Genomic DNA, 15734 nt, shown 5'->3' with positions numbered 1-15734 from the left:
CAATCCCTCCTCGGACACCGGAGACGCTATGGCACGTCCGAAGCCCTTCGGGCCAAAACGCGCATCTCTTTTTGGAAGTCTTAATACTTGTGAAGACGGTCCGAAACTAGCCCGAGTTCTGGTCCAGCGATGCGCGCCATTTTCCAGTGGTCGACTCCGCCGCGCTGCTACGTTGCTGGGATCCCGGAACCGCCTGGAGTTGCCCCCATGGCCCCCATCGTCGACGTGCTAATGATCACCTACAACAGCCCTGACTACGTTCGAATCTCGCTGCCTCACCTGCTCTCCACCTGTGACGAAAGCACTCGCATCTGGCTGTGGCACAACGGCGACCACGAAGAAACCCTCGCCGTCGTCAAGCAGCTCGCGGCCGACCCGCGAGTGCACCGTTTCCACCACAGTCGCGCGAACGTTCGCCTGACGCCCCCGACGAACTGGCTGTGGGCCGAGGCCGACGGTGTGTACGTCTCGAAGGTCGACGACGACTGCCTGCCCGAGGCAGGCTGGATCGAGCGCCTGCGTGCAGCTCACGAGGCCAACCCAGCCTTCGGCGCGGTCGGATCATGGCGCTTCCGCGAAGAGGACTTCGTCCCCGAACTCGCCGCGCCGAAGATCGCCACCTTTCACGATGGCCATCAGGTACTACGCAATCACTGGGTCCAGGGCAGCGGCTACCTTCTGCCGCGGGCGCTGGTGCAGCGGCACGGCCCGCTCGCTCCGGGACAGTCCTTCACCCGCTACTGCCTCAAGCTTGCCCGCGCCGGCGCGGTGAACGGCTGGCTCTTCCCGTTCGTCCGCGAGGACAACCTCGACGACCCCCGCTCCCCGCGCAGTCTCTTCCGCGATGACGAAGACTTCCTGCGCCGCATGCCCCTGACGGCCCAGGCGATGGGCATCACGTCCGTGGCTCAGTGGGCACGTCAGGAGCACGAATCGGCTCTGGCCGTGCAGCGGGCCAGCCTCGACGTCCGGCGCTACTTCGGATGGCGATGGAAGGCCGAGCAGGGACGCAAGCGGGTTCGCCGCCTGGTGCGGGGCCGGTCGTCGTGGTGAGTAGCGGCAGGTGCAAACGAACGGGTCCGATGCGTAACAAGCTTCGGGCGGGTGCCGCCCCCGTTGAGGTCGCCCTGGCGTCGCTCCTGCTTCTCGCCGTCACCACGTTCACCGCGTGCACGCTCCAGCAACCCGGGGCCACGGATGCCGGACCGACCGCCTCCCCCACCCCAGCAGCCCAGTCCCCAGCGCCTTCGCCGTCGTCTCAGATGAGCGACTTCCCAGACGCTTCCAATACCGGCGTCCCGGCGGGCACGCCACTGACACGGTCCGGATCATTGACGATCGAGGAGGATGGTGCGGTCATTGAGGGCCTGGAGATCGTCGGGAGTGTCAAGGTCCTGGCGGACAACGTTGTCATCCGGAACTCGCGGATCCTCGGCACCGCGCGAACCCCGCTCAAGGTCAAGGGTGCGAACCTCCTGGTGGAGGACACAGAGATCGACGGCCAGGGAAAGGCCAACCCGGTACTGGGGTCGAGCGACTACACCTTGCGCCGCGTCCACATCCACAACGTGGTGGAGGGCCCACGCATCGACGGTGGCAACGTCACCATCGAGGATTCATATATCCATAGCCTCATAGACGATGACAAGACCCACGGCGACGTGATTCAGGTGTTGTCAGGCAAGAACATCAACATCCACGGCAACAACCTACAGGCCTACAACCCGGACCTTGGATATCCCGCCAACGCCGCTTTCCAGTTCGGCGAGGAACACGGCCGAGTGCGCAACTGCGTGGTGGAGAACAACTTGATGAATGGCGGCAACTACACAATCAACGGCGGAGGCGGGGGCTCTGAAGGTGCCGAGTGCACGTTCCGCAACAACGTCTTCCAAGAGAACTACCGGTACGGCGTCCGGGCAAATCTCGGCCCCAATGTCACCTGGGACAAAACGTCGAACGTGCTGCTCGGCACGGTCGAGCCCGCGAAGTGAGCGGGCACGCATAACTTTTGTCCACTCCGACCAGCTGGGACGGGCGTCTGATTTTCCATGAGGTAGCCGGCAGCTGTGAGCGAGCGCGTCGCCGAACGGGCCTGCTTTTCCACAGTCCACACTCTCTTGCGGGTGGTCCCCGTGTCAGGTGACCGTGGCGGCCCCAAAGAACACTGCGTCGTTAGGCACGGGCCGTGCTTGTGCCGGGCCAGGGCTATGCACCCACCGCGTCGGCTACCGAGCGGCCAGGGCGGCGATCTCATGGGCGCTCAGGGCCTGCCCGTACAGCTCGACCTCGTCGATCGCCCCCTTGAACGGGCGCCCCCCGCCCGACTCGGCCCCGATCGCCAACTCCAGACTATTGGCCCGCACCGCCGACGGCCCCGCCTTCGAGTCCTCCAACGCCCCACCAACGAACAGGCGCATCGTCGTCCCGTCATACGTGCCCGCCAGGTGTACCCAGGTCGCCCCGTCCACCGGCAGCTTCGACGACGACTCCACCCGGTACGTGTTTCCCGACGTGCGCTCGTTGAACCGCAAGAACGCCGTCCCCGAGCTGGACAACCCCAGCTCGAAACCATCCGTAGCGTTGTTCTTCGCCTTCTTCACCACATACTGCGTGGCCAGCCCTTCCGGACGCACCCACACCGAGATCGTCATCGGCCCGGTCAGGTCCAGCGACACCGCATCCGACACCGCCACATACCCACTCGACCCGTTCAGCCGCAACGCCGACCCCGACCGGCCCGCCACCCACGACACACCCCCCTTCACCGTCCCGTGATTCCCCAGCCCCGACCCGTCACCAACCACAGTCCCCCCGCCCTCGTCCAACAACCACACACCACGGGAGTCGAAAGGTGAGGGCGCGGGGCTCGGCGACGGCTCCGGCGACGGCTCCCGCGACGGCTCCGGCGACGGCTCCGGCGACGGCTCCGGCGACGGCTCCGGCGACGGCTCCGGCGACGGCTCCGGCGACGGCTCCGGACTCGGTTCGGGATCGGTGCTGGATGTGCCTGCCAGGGCGGCGATCTCATGGGCGCTCAGGGCCTGCCCGTACAGCTCGACCTCGTCGATCGCCCCCTTGAACGGGCGCCCCCCGCCCGACTCGGCCCCGATCGCCAACTCCAGACTATTGGCCCGCACCGCCGACGGCCCCGCCTTCGAGTCCTCCAACGCCCCACCAACGAACAGGCGCATCGTCGTCCCGTCATACGTGCCCGCCAGGTGTACCCAGGTCGCCCCGTCCACCGGCAGCTTCGACGACGACTCCACCCGGTACGTGTTTCCCGACGTGCGCTCGTTGAACCGCAAGAACGCCGTCCCCGAGCTGGACAACCCCAGCTCGAAACCATCCGTAGCGTTGTTCTTCGCCTTCTTCACCACATACTGCGTGGCCAGCCCTTCCGGACGCACCCACACCGAGATCGTCATCGGCCCGGTCAGGTCCAGCGACACCGCATCCGACACCGCCACATACCCACTCGACCCGTTCAGCCGCAACGCCGACCCCGACCGGCCCGCCACCCACGACACACCCCCCTTCACCGTCCCGTGATTCCCCAGCCCCGACCCGTCACCAACCACAGTCCCCCCGCCCTCGTCCAACAACCACACACCACGGACCGCCGAGGAAGCGCTGATGGTGATGCTGACCGTGGCGGGGGCCGACCACAGCCCGCCCTCCTGCACCCGGAACGTGAAGCTGTCGGTGCCGTCGGCGGTGGCGGCGGCGGCGTACGCGAACACCCCCGTACCGGCGTCACGCAGAACCACCGTCCCCTTGGTCGGGGCCCGGAGCACCTCGTACGTCAAGGGCTGGCCAGAACTGGCCGTCACCCGGAGCGTGCCGTCGGCGGACTGCCCCTGCATCACCATGAGGGTGCCGTCGGCCGCCACCGGTGCCACCGGGTCCGGTTTTGGCGGGGTTGCTCCGGCACCGATGACGAAGGCTCGCGCGGTGGTGACGCCGGATGCGAGGCCGACGACCTGCCCGGTCCAGTTCTCCTTGGTGCTCGTGGCGTTGTTGAAGCGGCCCGACATGAGCGTTTGCGCGGCGCCAAAGCTTAGGTCCGCCATCGAGGCGGTGCGCGTCATGATGTCGGCGTAGTTGACGGCCGCGCTGTAGATCACGCGCACGGTCTCGTCTTCTTCGTTGAGAACGACGATGCCACGCGTACCGGAGCCGTCCACCGGGTAGAGCCGGTCCCACGAACCGCTCGGCCGGCGCACGAGGAGCCCGATGGCCGGCTGCTTGGAGCTGTTGTAGGAGGTCTTCACCGCGGCGTAGAGAGTGCCGTCGGAGCCGGCTGTGAGGTTGATGTGGTCGTCCGCCATCCCGCCGCCGACATTCACGGCGGACTGGCTGGCTGGGACCTCGTCCGGGGTCCAGGTGGACGCGCTCGCGCCGTCGACGTGCGTGCGGAAGCCGAAGCGCTTGCTGTTCTGGTTGGACCACATCACCCCGACCTGGCCCGGCATCGCGGTGACCGCGGCGATGTCGTCCGTAGCGATGCCCGCGGCGAGCGTAATGGGGCTGGAGAAGGAGGCGTACGGAGCGTCGCTGTACTGGACGCGGACGGTGCTGGCGGTGTCATAGGCAACCCACATCCGACCGACGGAGTCGATGTCGATCGTCGCGGTCTCGCTGCCGGACATCGACAGGGGCGTGGCCGTCGGCCGACTGGCCCACGGCCGGTAACCATTGGTAGCCGCGTCATACTGGACCGACACGAGGACGGGCTCGGGACCGTGGAGCAGAATGTGTGTGACGTCCCCCACGCGTTTTGCGTCCGCGCGCAGGGTGGCATCGGAGGCGAGTCGGAGCACGTTTGTCCATCCGGAGCCGTCGAAGCGCCACAACCAGGTGCCCGATGGTGAGACTTGCGTGGAGGCGAGCACCCCCCACCAGGTGCCGCGGTTCTGCCACACCTTGGACTGTGGCTTCTCACCCGTGTTGACGGAGACGGGCACGTCCCGAAGGGTTAGTGCAGCCTCGGCCGCCACCGAGGCATCGGTCTCCGGCACGGAGGCGTCTGGCACAGCGCCGAGGTCGGTCGGATCCGTGACCGCCACCTCGACCGGTGTGGCGGCTGCCGTCGCTGCAGCCGTTGAAAGTGGCGAGACGGAACCCACGAGGAGGACGGCGAGGATTAGCGCGGAAGCAAAGCGCGCGAGCACGCCCCGATCTGTTTGGGTCCTGACGCCGACCATCCGTCCTCCTCCTTCGGCCGCCGCTGGCGAGGTGCATTCGGCGCTGCCTGCTGAGCACCCGGCGCAGGGTCGAAACGCTCGACGAAAGACCGAGCCCTGCGTTGGCTCTAGGCAACAGCGAAGTCGTCAGGAGTGGCTTGTGAACGCGATGATGAAGAGCGAGTGAATGCCGTGAGCCCGGGGGTGACGGCGGGGGCGATCAGGGGGTGACTGGTCCGTGAGGACGACCGCGGTCACCGTGCGTGGCCTCTTCTGTCCCGCACGACCGGCTTGGCGCATGGCAAGTTGGTGGGGCGCCGCCAGGCCGGCGCTTCTGCACCGACCGCCGCCGCAGCGTGAGTGAGGGATGCTGATGCGCCTCGGTTGTGGCGCGCACGACCTGCCGTCCCGGTGCTACCTGCGTTCCTCAGGCCTCCCTGCGGTCGCCCGCCCGATCTTCGGGCACGGTCATCATCCGGCGGTCGAGCGTCGCACGGGCCAGCTGGAGCGGAGGCAACGTCCAAGGGCGATGGCGGCGCCGGGGCTGACCGTAGGACATGGCACGGTCGAGGAGGACGACAACAGCGGCCTCCAGGGGAGCAAGGTCCCCGAGCAGGGTGCGCGCGCGGCGTGCGAGCGGACCGCCGATCTCGTCGTCGACGAAGGCTTCGAGAGCGCTGGCGAGGGTTCCTCCAGAAGCGTCGCGACACGCCTCCACGACGGCGTACACACCGTCGAGCAACAAGGGGTTACGGATCTCGAACCGGTTCCAGTCGACCAGCAGCGGCGGGCCGTCGGCACGGAGCAGCACGTTGCCGCTGTGCAGGTCACCATGGCTCGCGCCCACCGGAACGACGCGATCGGCCCAGGCGTCGAGCACGAGCGTGCGCAGGCGACCGGCGCCGATCTCCGCGGCGTCGCGTGCACCTCGATCGGTCGCGAGCCGGCCCCAGAAGGCCGTGCTGCTCAGTGGCCCCGCGACGCCGACGCCCAGCCGGCCGAGCGCGAGCTCCACGGCGGCGTGTTGGCGCGCCGGGTCGTGCACCACAGGCACTCGCGGGTACACGGCATAGACAAGCCCGTGCCTGCGCTCCACGCGTGCCCCGCTGAGGACGAAGGGCGCGAAGGCGGTCCTCCGCGCGGCCTCGGTCTTGGCGACCTCGGCGGCGAGCTTCTCCTGCTGCTCGGCGGTGAGCGGAAGCTTGACGAAGTGGTGCTCTCCGGCCACCGCCACACGGGCGTCACTGAGGGCGTGGATCTCAGCCCGCCGCCCTGTGGAGGCTCTGGCGGTCTCGTCGGCCAGCACCAGCTCCGCGAGGGTGAGCGTCGGTGTGACGGCGCCGCGATGCTGGGCGATCAGGTAGTGGTCGGCGGCTACCCACCGGGCGCCGCCTAGACGCACGAGCAGGCGCGCCGCCCCCCGCGCCGCGGCAGCGCGCGGGGTCGAGGTGCCTGTCAGCGACTCGCGAAGGTGGTCGGCGAGGCGCTCGCCGGGCACCAGAGCGCGCCATCCCACGCGACGCGGCATAGGCACTACCGTGCGCGTCACCTCGAGCCCGCATCGGCGAACCACGTCCTTCTGCGCCGGCCGGACGACGGATCGCACGAGCTCGGCCAAACCCACCCCGGCCCCCCTGGGGCGCTCCAGGAGGTGCCGTAGCCCATTGCGGGTGCCGAGGACGGCAACGCCCTCAGCACGGAGCACGCGCCGGACCTCCCTGAGCAGCCGGTCGCGCCCCCGGATGCCCGCCGCGCTCTCGAGCTCGGAAACGTCGACGAAGACGGCGTCGAAGGTGCCGGCTGTCCACGGGAGGGCGGCGTCCGGGGAGAGGTGGACGGCGTCGGGCGTGCCGTCCTGCAGCAGCGCCGCGAAGCGGAGCCGGGCATAGACCCAGTCTCCGACGGCAACGTTGGCACCGAACGAACGCAGCGCCCGGGGCAAAGTGGGCCACCCGGTGAGGTCGAGCACCCGCGCGCCGGGCTGAATTGCCACCAGCGTGGCGGCTCCGCCGCCCGAGGGGTGCATGAGCCGGCGTCGCAGCGCGCTCGGCCACGGCGCTTCGCCGTCGAGCATCTCCTGGACGAGCGCCTCCGCCGTGGATGCGGCGAGGACTGCGGCGACGACATGATGAGGCAGGTCGCGCCACGACCGGTCGGTCGCTGCCAGGCGCAAGATGCCTAGATCGTCGACCGAGTAGGGCTCGCGGCATGCCGGGCACGCGTTACGCGCGGCGAGGCCCGAACCGGGCAGGGCGAGGACGACCTCCTCCCCGCAGGCGCAAAGGGGCCGGCGCGCAAGCTCTCGGTCACCCATGTCCGCGAGACTAGGGGGAACCGGGACACCCCGGAGGGGTAACCGGCGTAGAGACGAACCATTCTCACGTCCTGGCCGTCCACCGTCGCTATCCTCCGGGAATGGCCGAAACCGCAGTGAGCGTGGTCGTGCCCGCCCTCGACGCGGCGGCCACCATCGCGACGCAGCTCGATGCGCTGGCGGCGCAGGACGCGGACGTCGGCTGGGAGGTCGTCGTCGTCGACAACGGCTCCACCGACGCCACGGTTGAGGTGTGTCGCACCTACGCGGCGGTGCTGCCATCGCTGCGCGTGATCTCCTGCACGACGCCGGGCACCTCCGCCGCCCGCAATGCCGGCGCGGCGGCCGCGTTCGGGAAGCTGCTCCTGTTCTGCGACGCCGACGACCAGGTCGCGCCGGGCTGGCTCGCCGCGATGACGCGGGCCCTCACACACACCGACGCGGACGCCGCGGGGGGGGCGATTGAGAACGACCTGCTCAACCCCGGCTCTCAGCCGTACCTTCCGCGCCACCCCGATCACCTGCCCGTCGTCGCCGGTTTCCTTCCCCGGGCGATCACGGCGAACCTCGCCGTGCGGCGCGACGCCTTCGAGGCGCTCGGCGGCTTCGCGCCGGAGTACGACTACGGCGGTCCTGACACGGAGTTCTGCTGGCGACTCCAGCTCGCGGGGTTCCGGCTGGCCTACGCGCCCGACGCCGTCGTCCACTACCGGCACCGACACGAGCTGCGGGCGGTCGCCCGCAAGGCCTACCGCACTGGGATCTCGCGCGGCCGGCTGTTCCGGGACTACGCCCGCCACGGCATGCCCCGGCCCCGGCTCGTCGGGGTGCTCGTGCGCTGGGCCGGCCTGGCCGCGCAGGCCCCGGTCGCGCTGCTGTCTCCCCGGGTCCGGTGGCGCTGGACCGAGCAGGCGTCGGCTGCCGCCGGCCGGGTGTCGGGCAGCGTCCGCTTCCGCGTTCTCTACCTTTGACGCCTCTGAGGAGACCCGGCTCCCACTCTCTGGAAGGGCCGCCACGGGGGCGCGGCCCATCCTCGCGCTCATCGCTCAGCCACCGCGATGAGCCCCCGTCGCCGCAGCGCCCGTCGGGACCGGCGCAGGGTCGCGCGCAACCGGCGTCGCACGGGTCCGCCCACGCGCCGCAGCGGCGTCCACGAGCCGGTCAGGACGCGGCGAGCCCGGAAGACCATGCGGTAACCATGCTGCGCCCACCGAGGTGCGTGGAGGAGCTGGTCGAGCGTCAGCCCGGTGTACGGCAGCCAGCGGGCCTCGTAGGTGAGCTCGTCGGCCAGCGGCACGTCACCAGCGAACCCCTCCGGTACCCCGACGAACCCGTACATCCGCTCGAACGGAGGCGCGGCGCCGTCGTAGCGGTGGAGGAACTCCAGGTCGACGAGCCGGAGCCCACGCCGCTCGCGCAGGAAGTTCTGAGGCTTGACGTCAACAAGGTCGATCCCGAGCGCATGGATCCGGCGGAGCATGGCGACCATCTCCCGTGCCACGCGCAACGGGACGAGACGACCACCCGGACGATCCCCCAAGCGCAGCCGGTTCTCATAGAAGGGCGTGAGGAGCCAGTTCGCCCCGGTGGCCAGCACCTCGGGGACGTCGGTGTGCGGGGCGAGCTCCTCAAGCCCGGCCAGCTCGCGGGCGAGGTGGGAGCGGGCCGACGGGGCGAACGTCTTCCGCACCGCGACCCCCTGGTCGTGCCGCACGACCTCGACCTTCGCCCGGCGCCCCCGGCTGAGCTCGCGGACGACCGGCACATCCGTGCGGAACTCGGCCCGGCGGCGCTCAACCTCCGCCCGCAATGTGGCCACCTCGGCCGGCAACACGACCTCGACGTACTCCCAGGCCTCGGCCTCGTTGTCGGAGGAGTGCATGGGGTTGAACCCAGACTCTTCGGGGACGCGGGCAGCGACGAGGTCGCGCACGCGCAGCTTGGCCTTCAGCACGTCCGCGTTCGACAGGTGCGGGTAGCGCTCACGCACCCACGGGGCCGTGGGCTGCGGCGCGTAGTGCAGCGCCACGACGGCGACCGCCGGCCTGCCGCCGGAGCGCGGGAACGGGCCGCGGTCCCAGTTACCTCCGCGCAGCTGCTCGGCGCATCGCCCGCGCGCGGCGGGATCGAGCTCGACCACCCGGAGCGGCTCGAAGCCGTAGACCGCCAGGGCACCGATCACCTCCGCGATGGCAAGGACGTCGACGGTGCGCTCGCGGACGAGGAACACCGCCGGCTCCGGCGGCTCCGGCGGCCCGCCCTCCGCGCGTCGAAAGCGTCTGCGGGCCCACTCGTTCGCCGCCGAGAGGCGGCGCAAGGCGTCGGGCGGGGGCCGCCACCCGTGCTCGTGCAGGTGCTCGTCGACCGCCTCGAGATTGAGCGCCACGTCGGCGCCGACATTCTGGGCCAGGGCCTCCAGGACTGACTCGTAGTCGTGTTCCGGGTCGGGGTATCGGTCCGGGAACAGTGCGGACGTCAGCCCGGAGCGCTCGCCCTTGTGGTAGACGGCGTGGTGGGCGAGCGAGAGGAAGTGTTCACGTGGGGCGGGCACGCACCACCCGCCTGGGCGGCGTTCCGCGCGATCGAGAAGGAGCCTGGCGAGCGCGGGCGGGTAGTAGGCCACCCCCCGGAAATCGGCACCCGGCCGGCCAGTCTCGCTGTACACGTCGACAGGAATCGTGCCCGGCTCCTCCGCAAGCAAGTCGTGCACCGCCGCCAGGTCGGCATCGGCGACGAGCAGGTCGAGGTCCTCACCCGGGTCGAGGTGGGGCAGGTCCTCGAACCACCGCAGGACGACGTGGCTGAGCCCGCGCTCCTCCAGCCGGCGGCCGAGGCCGGCGACCCCCCAGACGGGCGAGAGGTAGTGCCTGACGCGGGGCTGCTGCGGCGCAAGCACCTCGATGACGTCGAACCGGCGACCGGCGCAGGTGCAGCGCCCGACCGGCCGGGTGCGGCCCCCGAGCCGGCCCAGCGCCTCGGCCGCGCGCCGCTCCAAACCGAATCCCGGCTCGTGCTCGACCGCCACGTATCGCACACCGCGCAGGTCCCGCAGCCACCACAGGAGCCGGCTGTAGCCTGCGCGCAGGACGAGCATGTCCGTGCTGCTGTGCATCACCACCTCGCCGGACTGCAGCGGGTGGAACCGCTGCCCCAGCTCGCCAGCGGCCTTGCGCACGTCAACAAGCCGACGCGTGGGCACGAGCCCGAGGTAGCGGGCGCCGGCTGCGCTGAGCACTCGGCCAACCTCCGGGCCGGTCGCACCGACCTCGATCACCCGACCGCCGTCGAGCAATGACGTGAGCTCCATGGCGACCGACTGTAGGGTCCGCAGCCTGCACCCGGGCCGGAACGCGGCCACATGTCGTAACGCGACGCAGATCGGCACCCGGTGCCGTCAATTGCGCATCAGATCCCGCCCGTGGCACCGGAGGGACGGACTAGCGTGAAACTACCCCCCAAGCCCCATGCCCCGCCCAGACGACCTCAGGACGTCCGTGTGACAGTCGCCCCGCCAGCCCGTCAGCCGCGGCCACGCACCAACCCGGTCACGGTGCTCCGCCGCGCGACCGCGGCGTGGCGGCGCCTGTCCCCGTTCTTCCGGACCTCACCGACCCAGATGCTGCTGCTGGTGATCGGCTCGGTCATCGCCGGCTTCGCGGAGGCCGCACTGCTCGGTCTGGTGGCTGCGATCGCCGGGGCACTGTCCCAGGGACAGACCGAGGTCGCCGTCCACGTCGGCCCGGTCTCGCTGCACGCCAGCGGCGGCGTCATGCTCGGCGCCGCGGCCGCCCTGGCGGTGACCCGCGGTGCGCTGCAACTGTTGCTCGCCTACCTTCCGGCAAGCATGAGCGCGCGGGCGGTGGCCAGCCTGAGGCGCCGGCTTTTCGACGCGTTCACCGTATCCGCTTGGCCGGTCAAGGCCGCGGAGCGGGACGGCCAGTTCCAGTCACTCATGAGCACGCACATCAACAGTTCGAGCCAGGCGATAATCAGCCTCGGCAACGGCCTGTCCGTGTTGCTCGTCTTCTTCTCCCTGCTCGTCTCCGCGTTCGCGCTGAACCTGCCGGCCGCAGTCGTCCTGACCGTGGCGTCGGTCGGGCTGTTCCTGGGGCTGCGCCCCTTGGCCGGCCGGCTGCGCCGGCAGGCCTCCAAGTTGAGCGCCGAGAACATCGAGTACTCCAAGGCCGTGCAGGAGGTCGTCCTCATGGCTGAGGAGACGGAGGTGTTCGGTGCCACTCGCACGTACCGTGACGGGTTCTACACGCTCATCGACGCCGTGCGGCAGCCGATGCTGCGCACGCGGTTCCTCTCCAGCGCTGTGCCGACTCTCTACCAGAGCATCGCCCTGCTCATGCTGGTGGTCGCGCTTGCCGTGGTCTCCCTGATGGGCACGGAGCGGATCGCCACGCTCGGCGGGGTCGTCCTCATCCTTGTTCGAGCCCTCACCTACGGCCAGCAGATCCAGACCGCCATGACGAACCTCGACGAGCGCATCCCGTTCATGCACCGGCTGGCGGACGCCATCGAGAACTACGTGTCGCACCCGCGTCAGGACGGCGAGCAGCCGCTCCCGGTCATCGAGTGGTTCGGGCTGCGTGACGTGGGCTACACCTATCCCGGCGGGCGCGAGGTGCTGCGCGGGGTGTCCTTCACGGTCGCCATGGGGGAGGCGATCGGCGTTGTCGGCCCCTCCGGCGCTGGGAAGTCCTCGCTCGTCCAGATGCTCCTACGCCTGCGCGATCCCGCGCACGGGAGCGTGCAGGTCAACGGCCGCGACGTCCGGGAGTTCCGCCGGGATGACTGGCAGCGAAGAGTCGCCTATGTCCCTCAGACGCCGCAGCTCATCTGGGGCACGGTCGCCGACAACATCCGCTACCACCGGCCGCACCTCAGTGACGCCGACGTCGAGGCGGCCGCGCGCCGAGCCCGGATTCACGACGAGATCATGTCCTGGCCAGACGGCTACGACACAGTCGTGGGGCAGCGGGCGGCTGCCGTTTCCGGCGGCCAGAGCCAGCGGATCTGCCTGGCCCGCGCGCTCGCCGACCAGCCCGAGGTGCTGATCCTCGACGAGCCCACGAGCGCCCTGGATGTGCGCTCAGAGGCCCTGGTGCACGAGTCGCTCGGCCAGCTCAAGGGCGAGATGCTCATCTTCCTCGTCGCGCACCGGCTCACCACCCTGTCGTTCTGCGACCGGGTGATGGTCGTCGTCGACGGTCAGATCGAGGACTTCGACGCCCCCGACCACCTGCTCGCCACCAACGGCTTCTTCCGCGAGATCACCGAGATCACCCGCAGCCGGAGCAACTGAGCGCCGGCTGCGGGACATCGGCGGAGCGGTGTTGCCGCGGAGGCGTGAACCGGTGACCACTTAGCCGCACCACGCCGCTCGCCGCTCTCGTGCACGAGGTCTCAAGCGTTTCCGTCGAACAGGCTCGTCACCGACCCGTCGTCGAAGACCTCTCGGATCGCCCGCGCCAGCAGCGGCGCGATCGGCAGCACGGTGAGCTGCGGGAAGTGCTTGTCCGCCGAGATCGGGAGGGTGTCGGTGACGATGACCTCCCGCGCGCCGCACTCGGACAGCCGCTTCGCGGCCGGGTCCGAGAGCACGCCGTGCGTGGCCGCCACGATCACGTCGGACGCCCCGGCGGCGAGGACCACCTTGACCGCCTCGGCGATGGTGCCGCCGGTGTCGATGAGGTCGTCGACCAGAACGGCCGTGCGGCCCTCGACGTCGCCGACCACCCGGTTGGCCACGGCCTGGTTGGGCTTGGAGATGTCGCGGGTCTTGTGCACGAACGCCAGTGGCACACCGCCGAACTTGGCGGCCCACATCTCGGCCACCCGGATGCGACCGGCGTCCGGCGAGACGACCGCCACCCGCTCCGGGTCGATGCGCGAGCGCACGTAGTCGGTGAGGATCGGCTGGGCCCACAGATGGTCGACGGGCCCGTCGAAGAACCCCTGGGTCTGCGCGGCGTGCAGGTCCACGCTCATGAGGCGGTCCGCGCCCGCGGTCTTGAACAGGTCCGCCACCAGACGCGCGGAGATCGGCTCGCGTCCGCGGTGCTTCTTGTCCTGCCGCGCATAGGGGTAGAACGGTGCGACCACGGTGATCCGCTTGGCCGAGGCCCGCTTGAGCGCGTCGACCATGATCAGCTGCTCCATCAACCACTGGTTGATCGGATTGGTGTGCGACTGGAGCACGAACACGTCCGAGCCGCGCACCGACTCGTCGAACCGCACGTAGATCTCACCGTTGGCGAAGTCGTAGGCCGTCGTCGGCAGCAGCTCGATGTCGAGCTCTCGGGCGACCTGGGCGGCAAGCTCGGGATGCGCTCGCCCGCTCACGACCACGAGGCGCTTCTCGCCCTGGCTGATGATCCCCGTCATCGGTTGCTGTCCTTCTCTGCGGTGGCACCCTGGACCTGTTGGTCCCGGGGAGTACGGCTCTCTGGCACGGCGCGGGCCCGTTCGGCCCGGGCCTGCGGGCTGAGTGCGCCGGCGCCCGGGCCGTCGTCCGCGTCCGCCGCAGCCGCAGCCGCAGCCGACGAGGATGCCCCGGAGTCCGAGCTCCCCGGGCTCGCGGTGTCCCTGGGCGTGGCGTCCCCGCCGAGCGCCCGCGCGGCGGCCTCGGCCGCGGCGGTACCGGGCCGACGGCGCAGCACCCACCCGTCGATGTTGCGCTGCGGGCCGCCGCTGACCGCGAGCGCGCCGGGCGGGACGTCCTCCCGGATCGTGGTGCCGGCGCCGGTGTAGGCGCCGTCACCGACGGTGACCGGGGCGACGAACATGTTGTCCGAGCCGGTGCGGGCGTGGGCGCCGATGCGGGTGCGGTGCTTGGCCACGCCGTCGTAGTTGACGAAGACGGAGGAGGCGCCGATGTTCGTGCCCTCACCGATGTCCGCGTCGCCCACGTAGGTCAGGTGCGGCACCTTCGCGCCGGCCCCGATGTTGGCGTTCTTGACCTCGACGAACGTGCCGATCTTGCCCTGCTCGCCGAGGTGGGCGCCGGGGCGCAGGTAGGCGAAGGGCCCGGTGGTCGAGCCGGCCTCGAGCTCGGCGTCGGAGCCGTGGGTGCGGACGACCGTGGCGTCGGCGCCGACGACGACGTCGCGCAGGGTGGTGTCCGGGCCGATCGTGGCGCCCTCGGCCACCCGGGTGCGCCCGTACAGCTGGGTGCCGGGCAACAGGGTCACGTCTCGCGCCAGCTCGACGTCGACGTCGACCCTGGTGGTGCTGGGGTCGACGACCGTGACGCCGTCGCGCATCCACTGCTCCAGGGTGCGCCGGTTGAGCTCGGTGCCCAGCGCCGCGAGCTGGACCCGGTCGTTGACGCCCTCGACGAGCCAGGAGTCGTCCACGGAGATGGCGCGCACGCCCAGGCCCTGGTGGTGGGCGAGGGCGACGACGTCGGTCAGGTACACCTCGCCCTGGTCGTTGTCCTGGCCGACAGAGCCGAGGGCGTCGCGCAGGACGGCGGCGTCGAACACGTACGTGGAGGTGTTGATCTCGCGGATGAGCCGCTGCTCGGTGGTGGCGTCGCGCTCCTCGACCACGCCGACGACGGCGCCGCCCTCGCGCAGGATGCGCCCGTACCCCTGGGGCTCCTCCACGGTGGTGGTCAGCACGGTGACGGCGTTGCCGTCCTCGGTGTGCGCGCGAAGCAGCTCGGCAAGGGTGCCGGCGTCGAGCAGGGGGGTGTCACCGGCCATGACGACTACGGGCCCGTGGAGCGCGGCCACCTCACCGCCGGGGGCGGCGGACCCCGGGGCGGCATGGACAAGCGAGGCGCCCCGGACGGCTGCGTCCAGCGCGGTCAGCGCGCACTGCACGGCGCGTCCGGTGCCAGGGATCTCGTCCTGGTCGACGATCGTGACGCCGTCGTCCAGGGCGGTGGCGTGCGCGGCGACGGCGTCGCGCTCGTGCCGGACGACGACAGCGAGCCTGGCCGGCTCGAGCGCGCGGGCGGCGTGAAGGGCGTGGGCCAGCAGGCTGCGGCCGCCGATCTCGTGGAGCACCTTGGGGGTGCGGGACTTCATCCGGGTGCCCTCACCCGCGGCGAGCACGACGACAGCAGCAGGTTGGGTCAGGCTCACGCCGGCTCCCTCAGGGATTCACCGCCCGGCAACGGCCCCGGGCGTGGTGCAGCGCCCACTCTAGCGCCGCCCGCGGCCTGTCCTTCCCGCCCACCCACTGTGTGGAAGCCACCGGCACTCGCATACCGAGACGGG

At 70.4% G+C, this 15734-nt stretch carries 9 protein-coding genes; 4 read left to right on the top strand and 5 right to left on the bottom strand.

The annotated features are described in order from the left end of the window. The first annotated feature begins 207 nt into the window (after positions 1-207). On the top strand, positions 208-1053 hold the full coding sequence (locus FE374_RS04085) for a glycosyltransferase family 2 protein (protein WP_139927363.1): 846 nt from the start codon (positions 208-210) through the stop codon (positions 1051-1053). A gap of 29 nt (positions 1054-1082) precedes the next feature. After that, positions 1083-1994, top strand: a complete 912-nt coding sequence (locus FE374_RS04080; protein WP_139927362.1) for a right-handed parallel beta-helix repeat-containing protein — start codon at positions 1083-1085, stop codon at positions 1992-1994. A gap of 234 nt (positions 1995-2228) precedes the next feature. On the opposite strand, the gene FE374_RS04075 is transcribed toward FE374_RS04080, so the two are convergent. Together FE374_RS04075 and FE374_RS04070 are read right to left on the bottom strand one after the other, a co-directional pair. Next, positions 2229-4895, bottom strand: a complete 2667-nt coding sequence (locus FE374_RS04075; RefSeq protein WP_168205585.1) for a LamG domain-containing protein — start codon at positions 4893-4895, stop codon at positions 2229-2231. Positions 4896-5613: 718 nt separating this feature from the next. Beyond that, positions 5614-7500, bottom strand: a complete 1887-nt coding sequence (locus tag FE374_RS04070) for a phosphotransferase (RefSeq protein WP_139927360.1) — start codon at positions 7498-7500, stop codon at positions 5614-5616. Positions 7501-7601: 101 nt separating this feature from the next. Between FE374_RS04070 and FE374_RS04065 the strand changes: the two genes are divergently transcribed. Beyond that, complete coding sequence (locus FE374_RS04065; RefSeq protein WP_139927359.1) at positions 7602-8471, top strand: glycosyltransferase; 870 nt, start codon at positions 7602-7604, stop codon at positions 8469-8471. Between the two features lie 68 nt (positions 8472-8539). On the opposite strand, the gene FE374_RS04060 is transcribed toward FE374_RS04065, so the two are convergent. Continuing rightward, complete coding sequence (locus FE374_RS04060; protein ID WP_139927358.1) at positions 8540-10807, bottom strand: protein kinase family protein; 2268 nt, start codon at positions 10805-10807, stop codon at positions 8540-8542. A gap of 189 nt (positions 10808-10996) precedes the next feature. Between FE374_RS04060 and FE374_RS04055 the strand changes: the two genes are divergently transcribed. After that, positions 10997-12811: an ABC transporter ATP-binding protein gene (locus FE374_RS04055; protein WP_139927357.1), complete on the top strand. Its 1815-nt coding sequence runs from the start codon at positions 10997-10999 to the stop codon at positions 12809-12811. Between the two features lie 101 nt (positions 12812-12912). Here FE374_RS04055 and FE374_RS04050 read toward each other — a convergent pair whose 3' ends face one another. Both FE374_RS04050 and glmU read right to left on the bottom strand, forming a co-directional pair. Then, positions 12913-13893: a ribose-phosphate diphosphokinase gene (locus tag FE374_RS04050; RefSeq protein ID WP_139927356.1), complete on the bottom strand. Its 981-nt coding sequence runs from the start codon at positions 13891-13893 to the stop codon at positions 12913-12915. Next, positions 13890-15599, bottom strand: coding sequence for a bifunctional UDP-N-acetylglucosamine diphosphorylase/glucosamine-1-phosphate N-acetyltransferase GlmU (gene glmU / locus FE374_RS04045; RefSeq protein WP_139927355.1), 1710 nt, complete (start codon positions 15597-15599; stop codon positions 13890-13892). The genes FE374_RS04050 and glmU overlap by 4 nt, the downstream gene beginning before the upstream one ends. Positions 15600-15734 lie beyond the last annotated feature (135 nt).

The organism is Georgenia yuyongxinii, from assembly GCF_006352065.1.
Classification (GTDB): domain Bacteria; phylum Actinomycetota; class Actinomycetes; order Actinomycetales; family Actinomycetaceae; genus Georgenia; species Georgenia yuyongxinii.
Note: the sequence above shows the minus strand (reverse complement) of the source record. Positions and strands in the feature narration are given on the sequence as shown.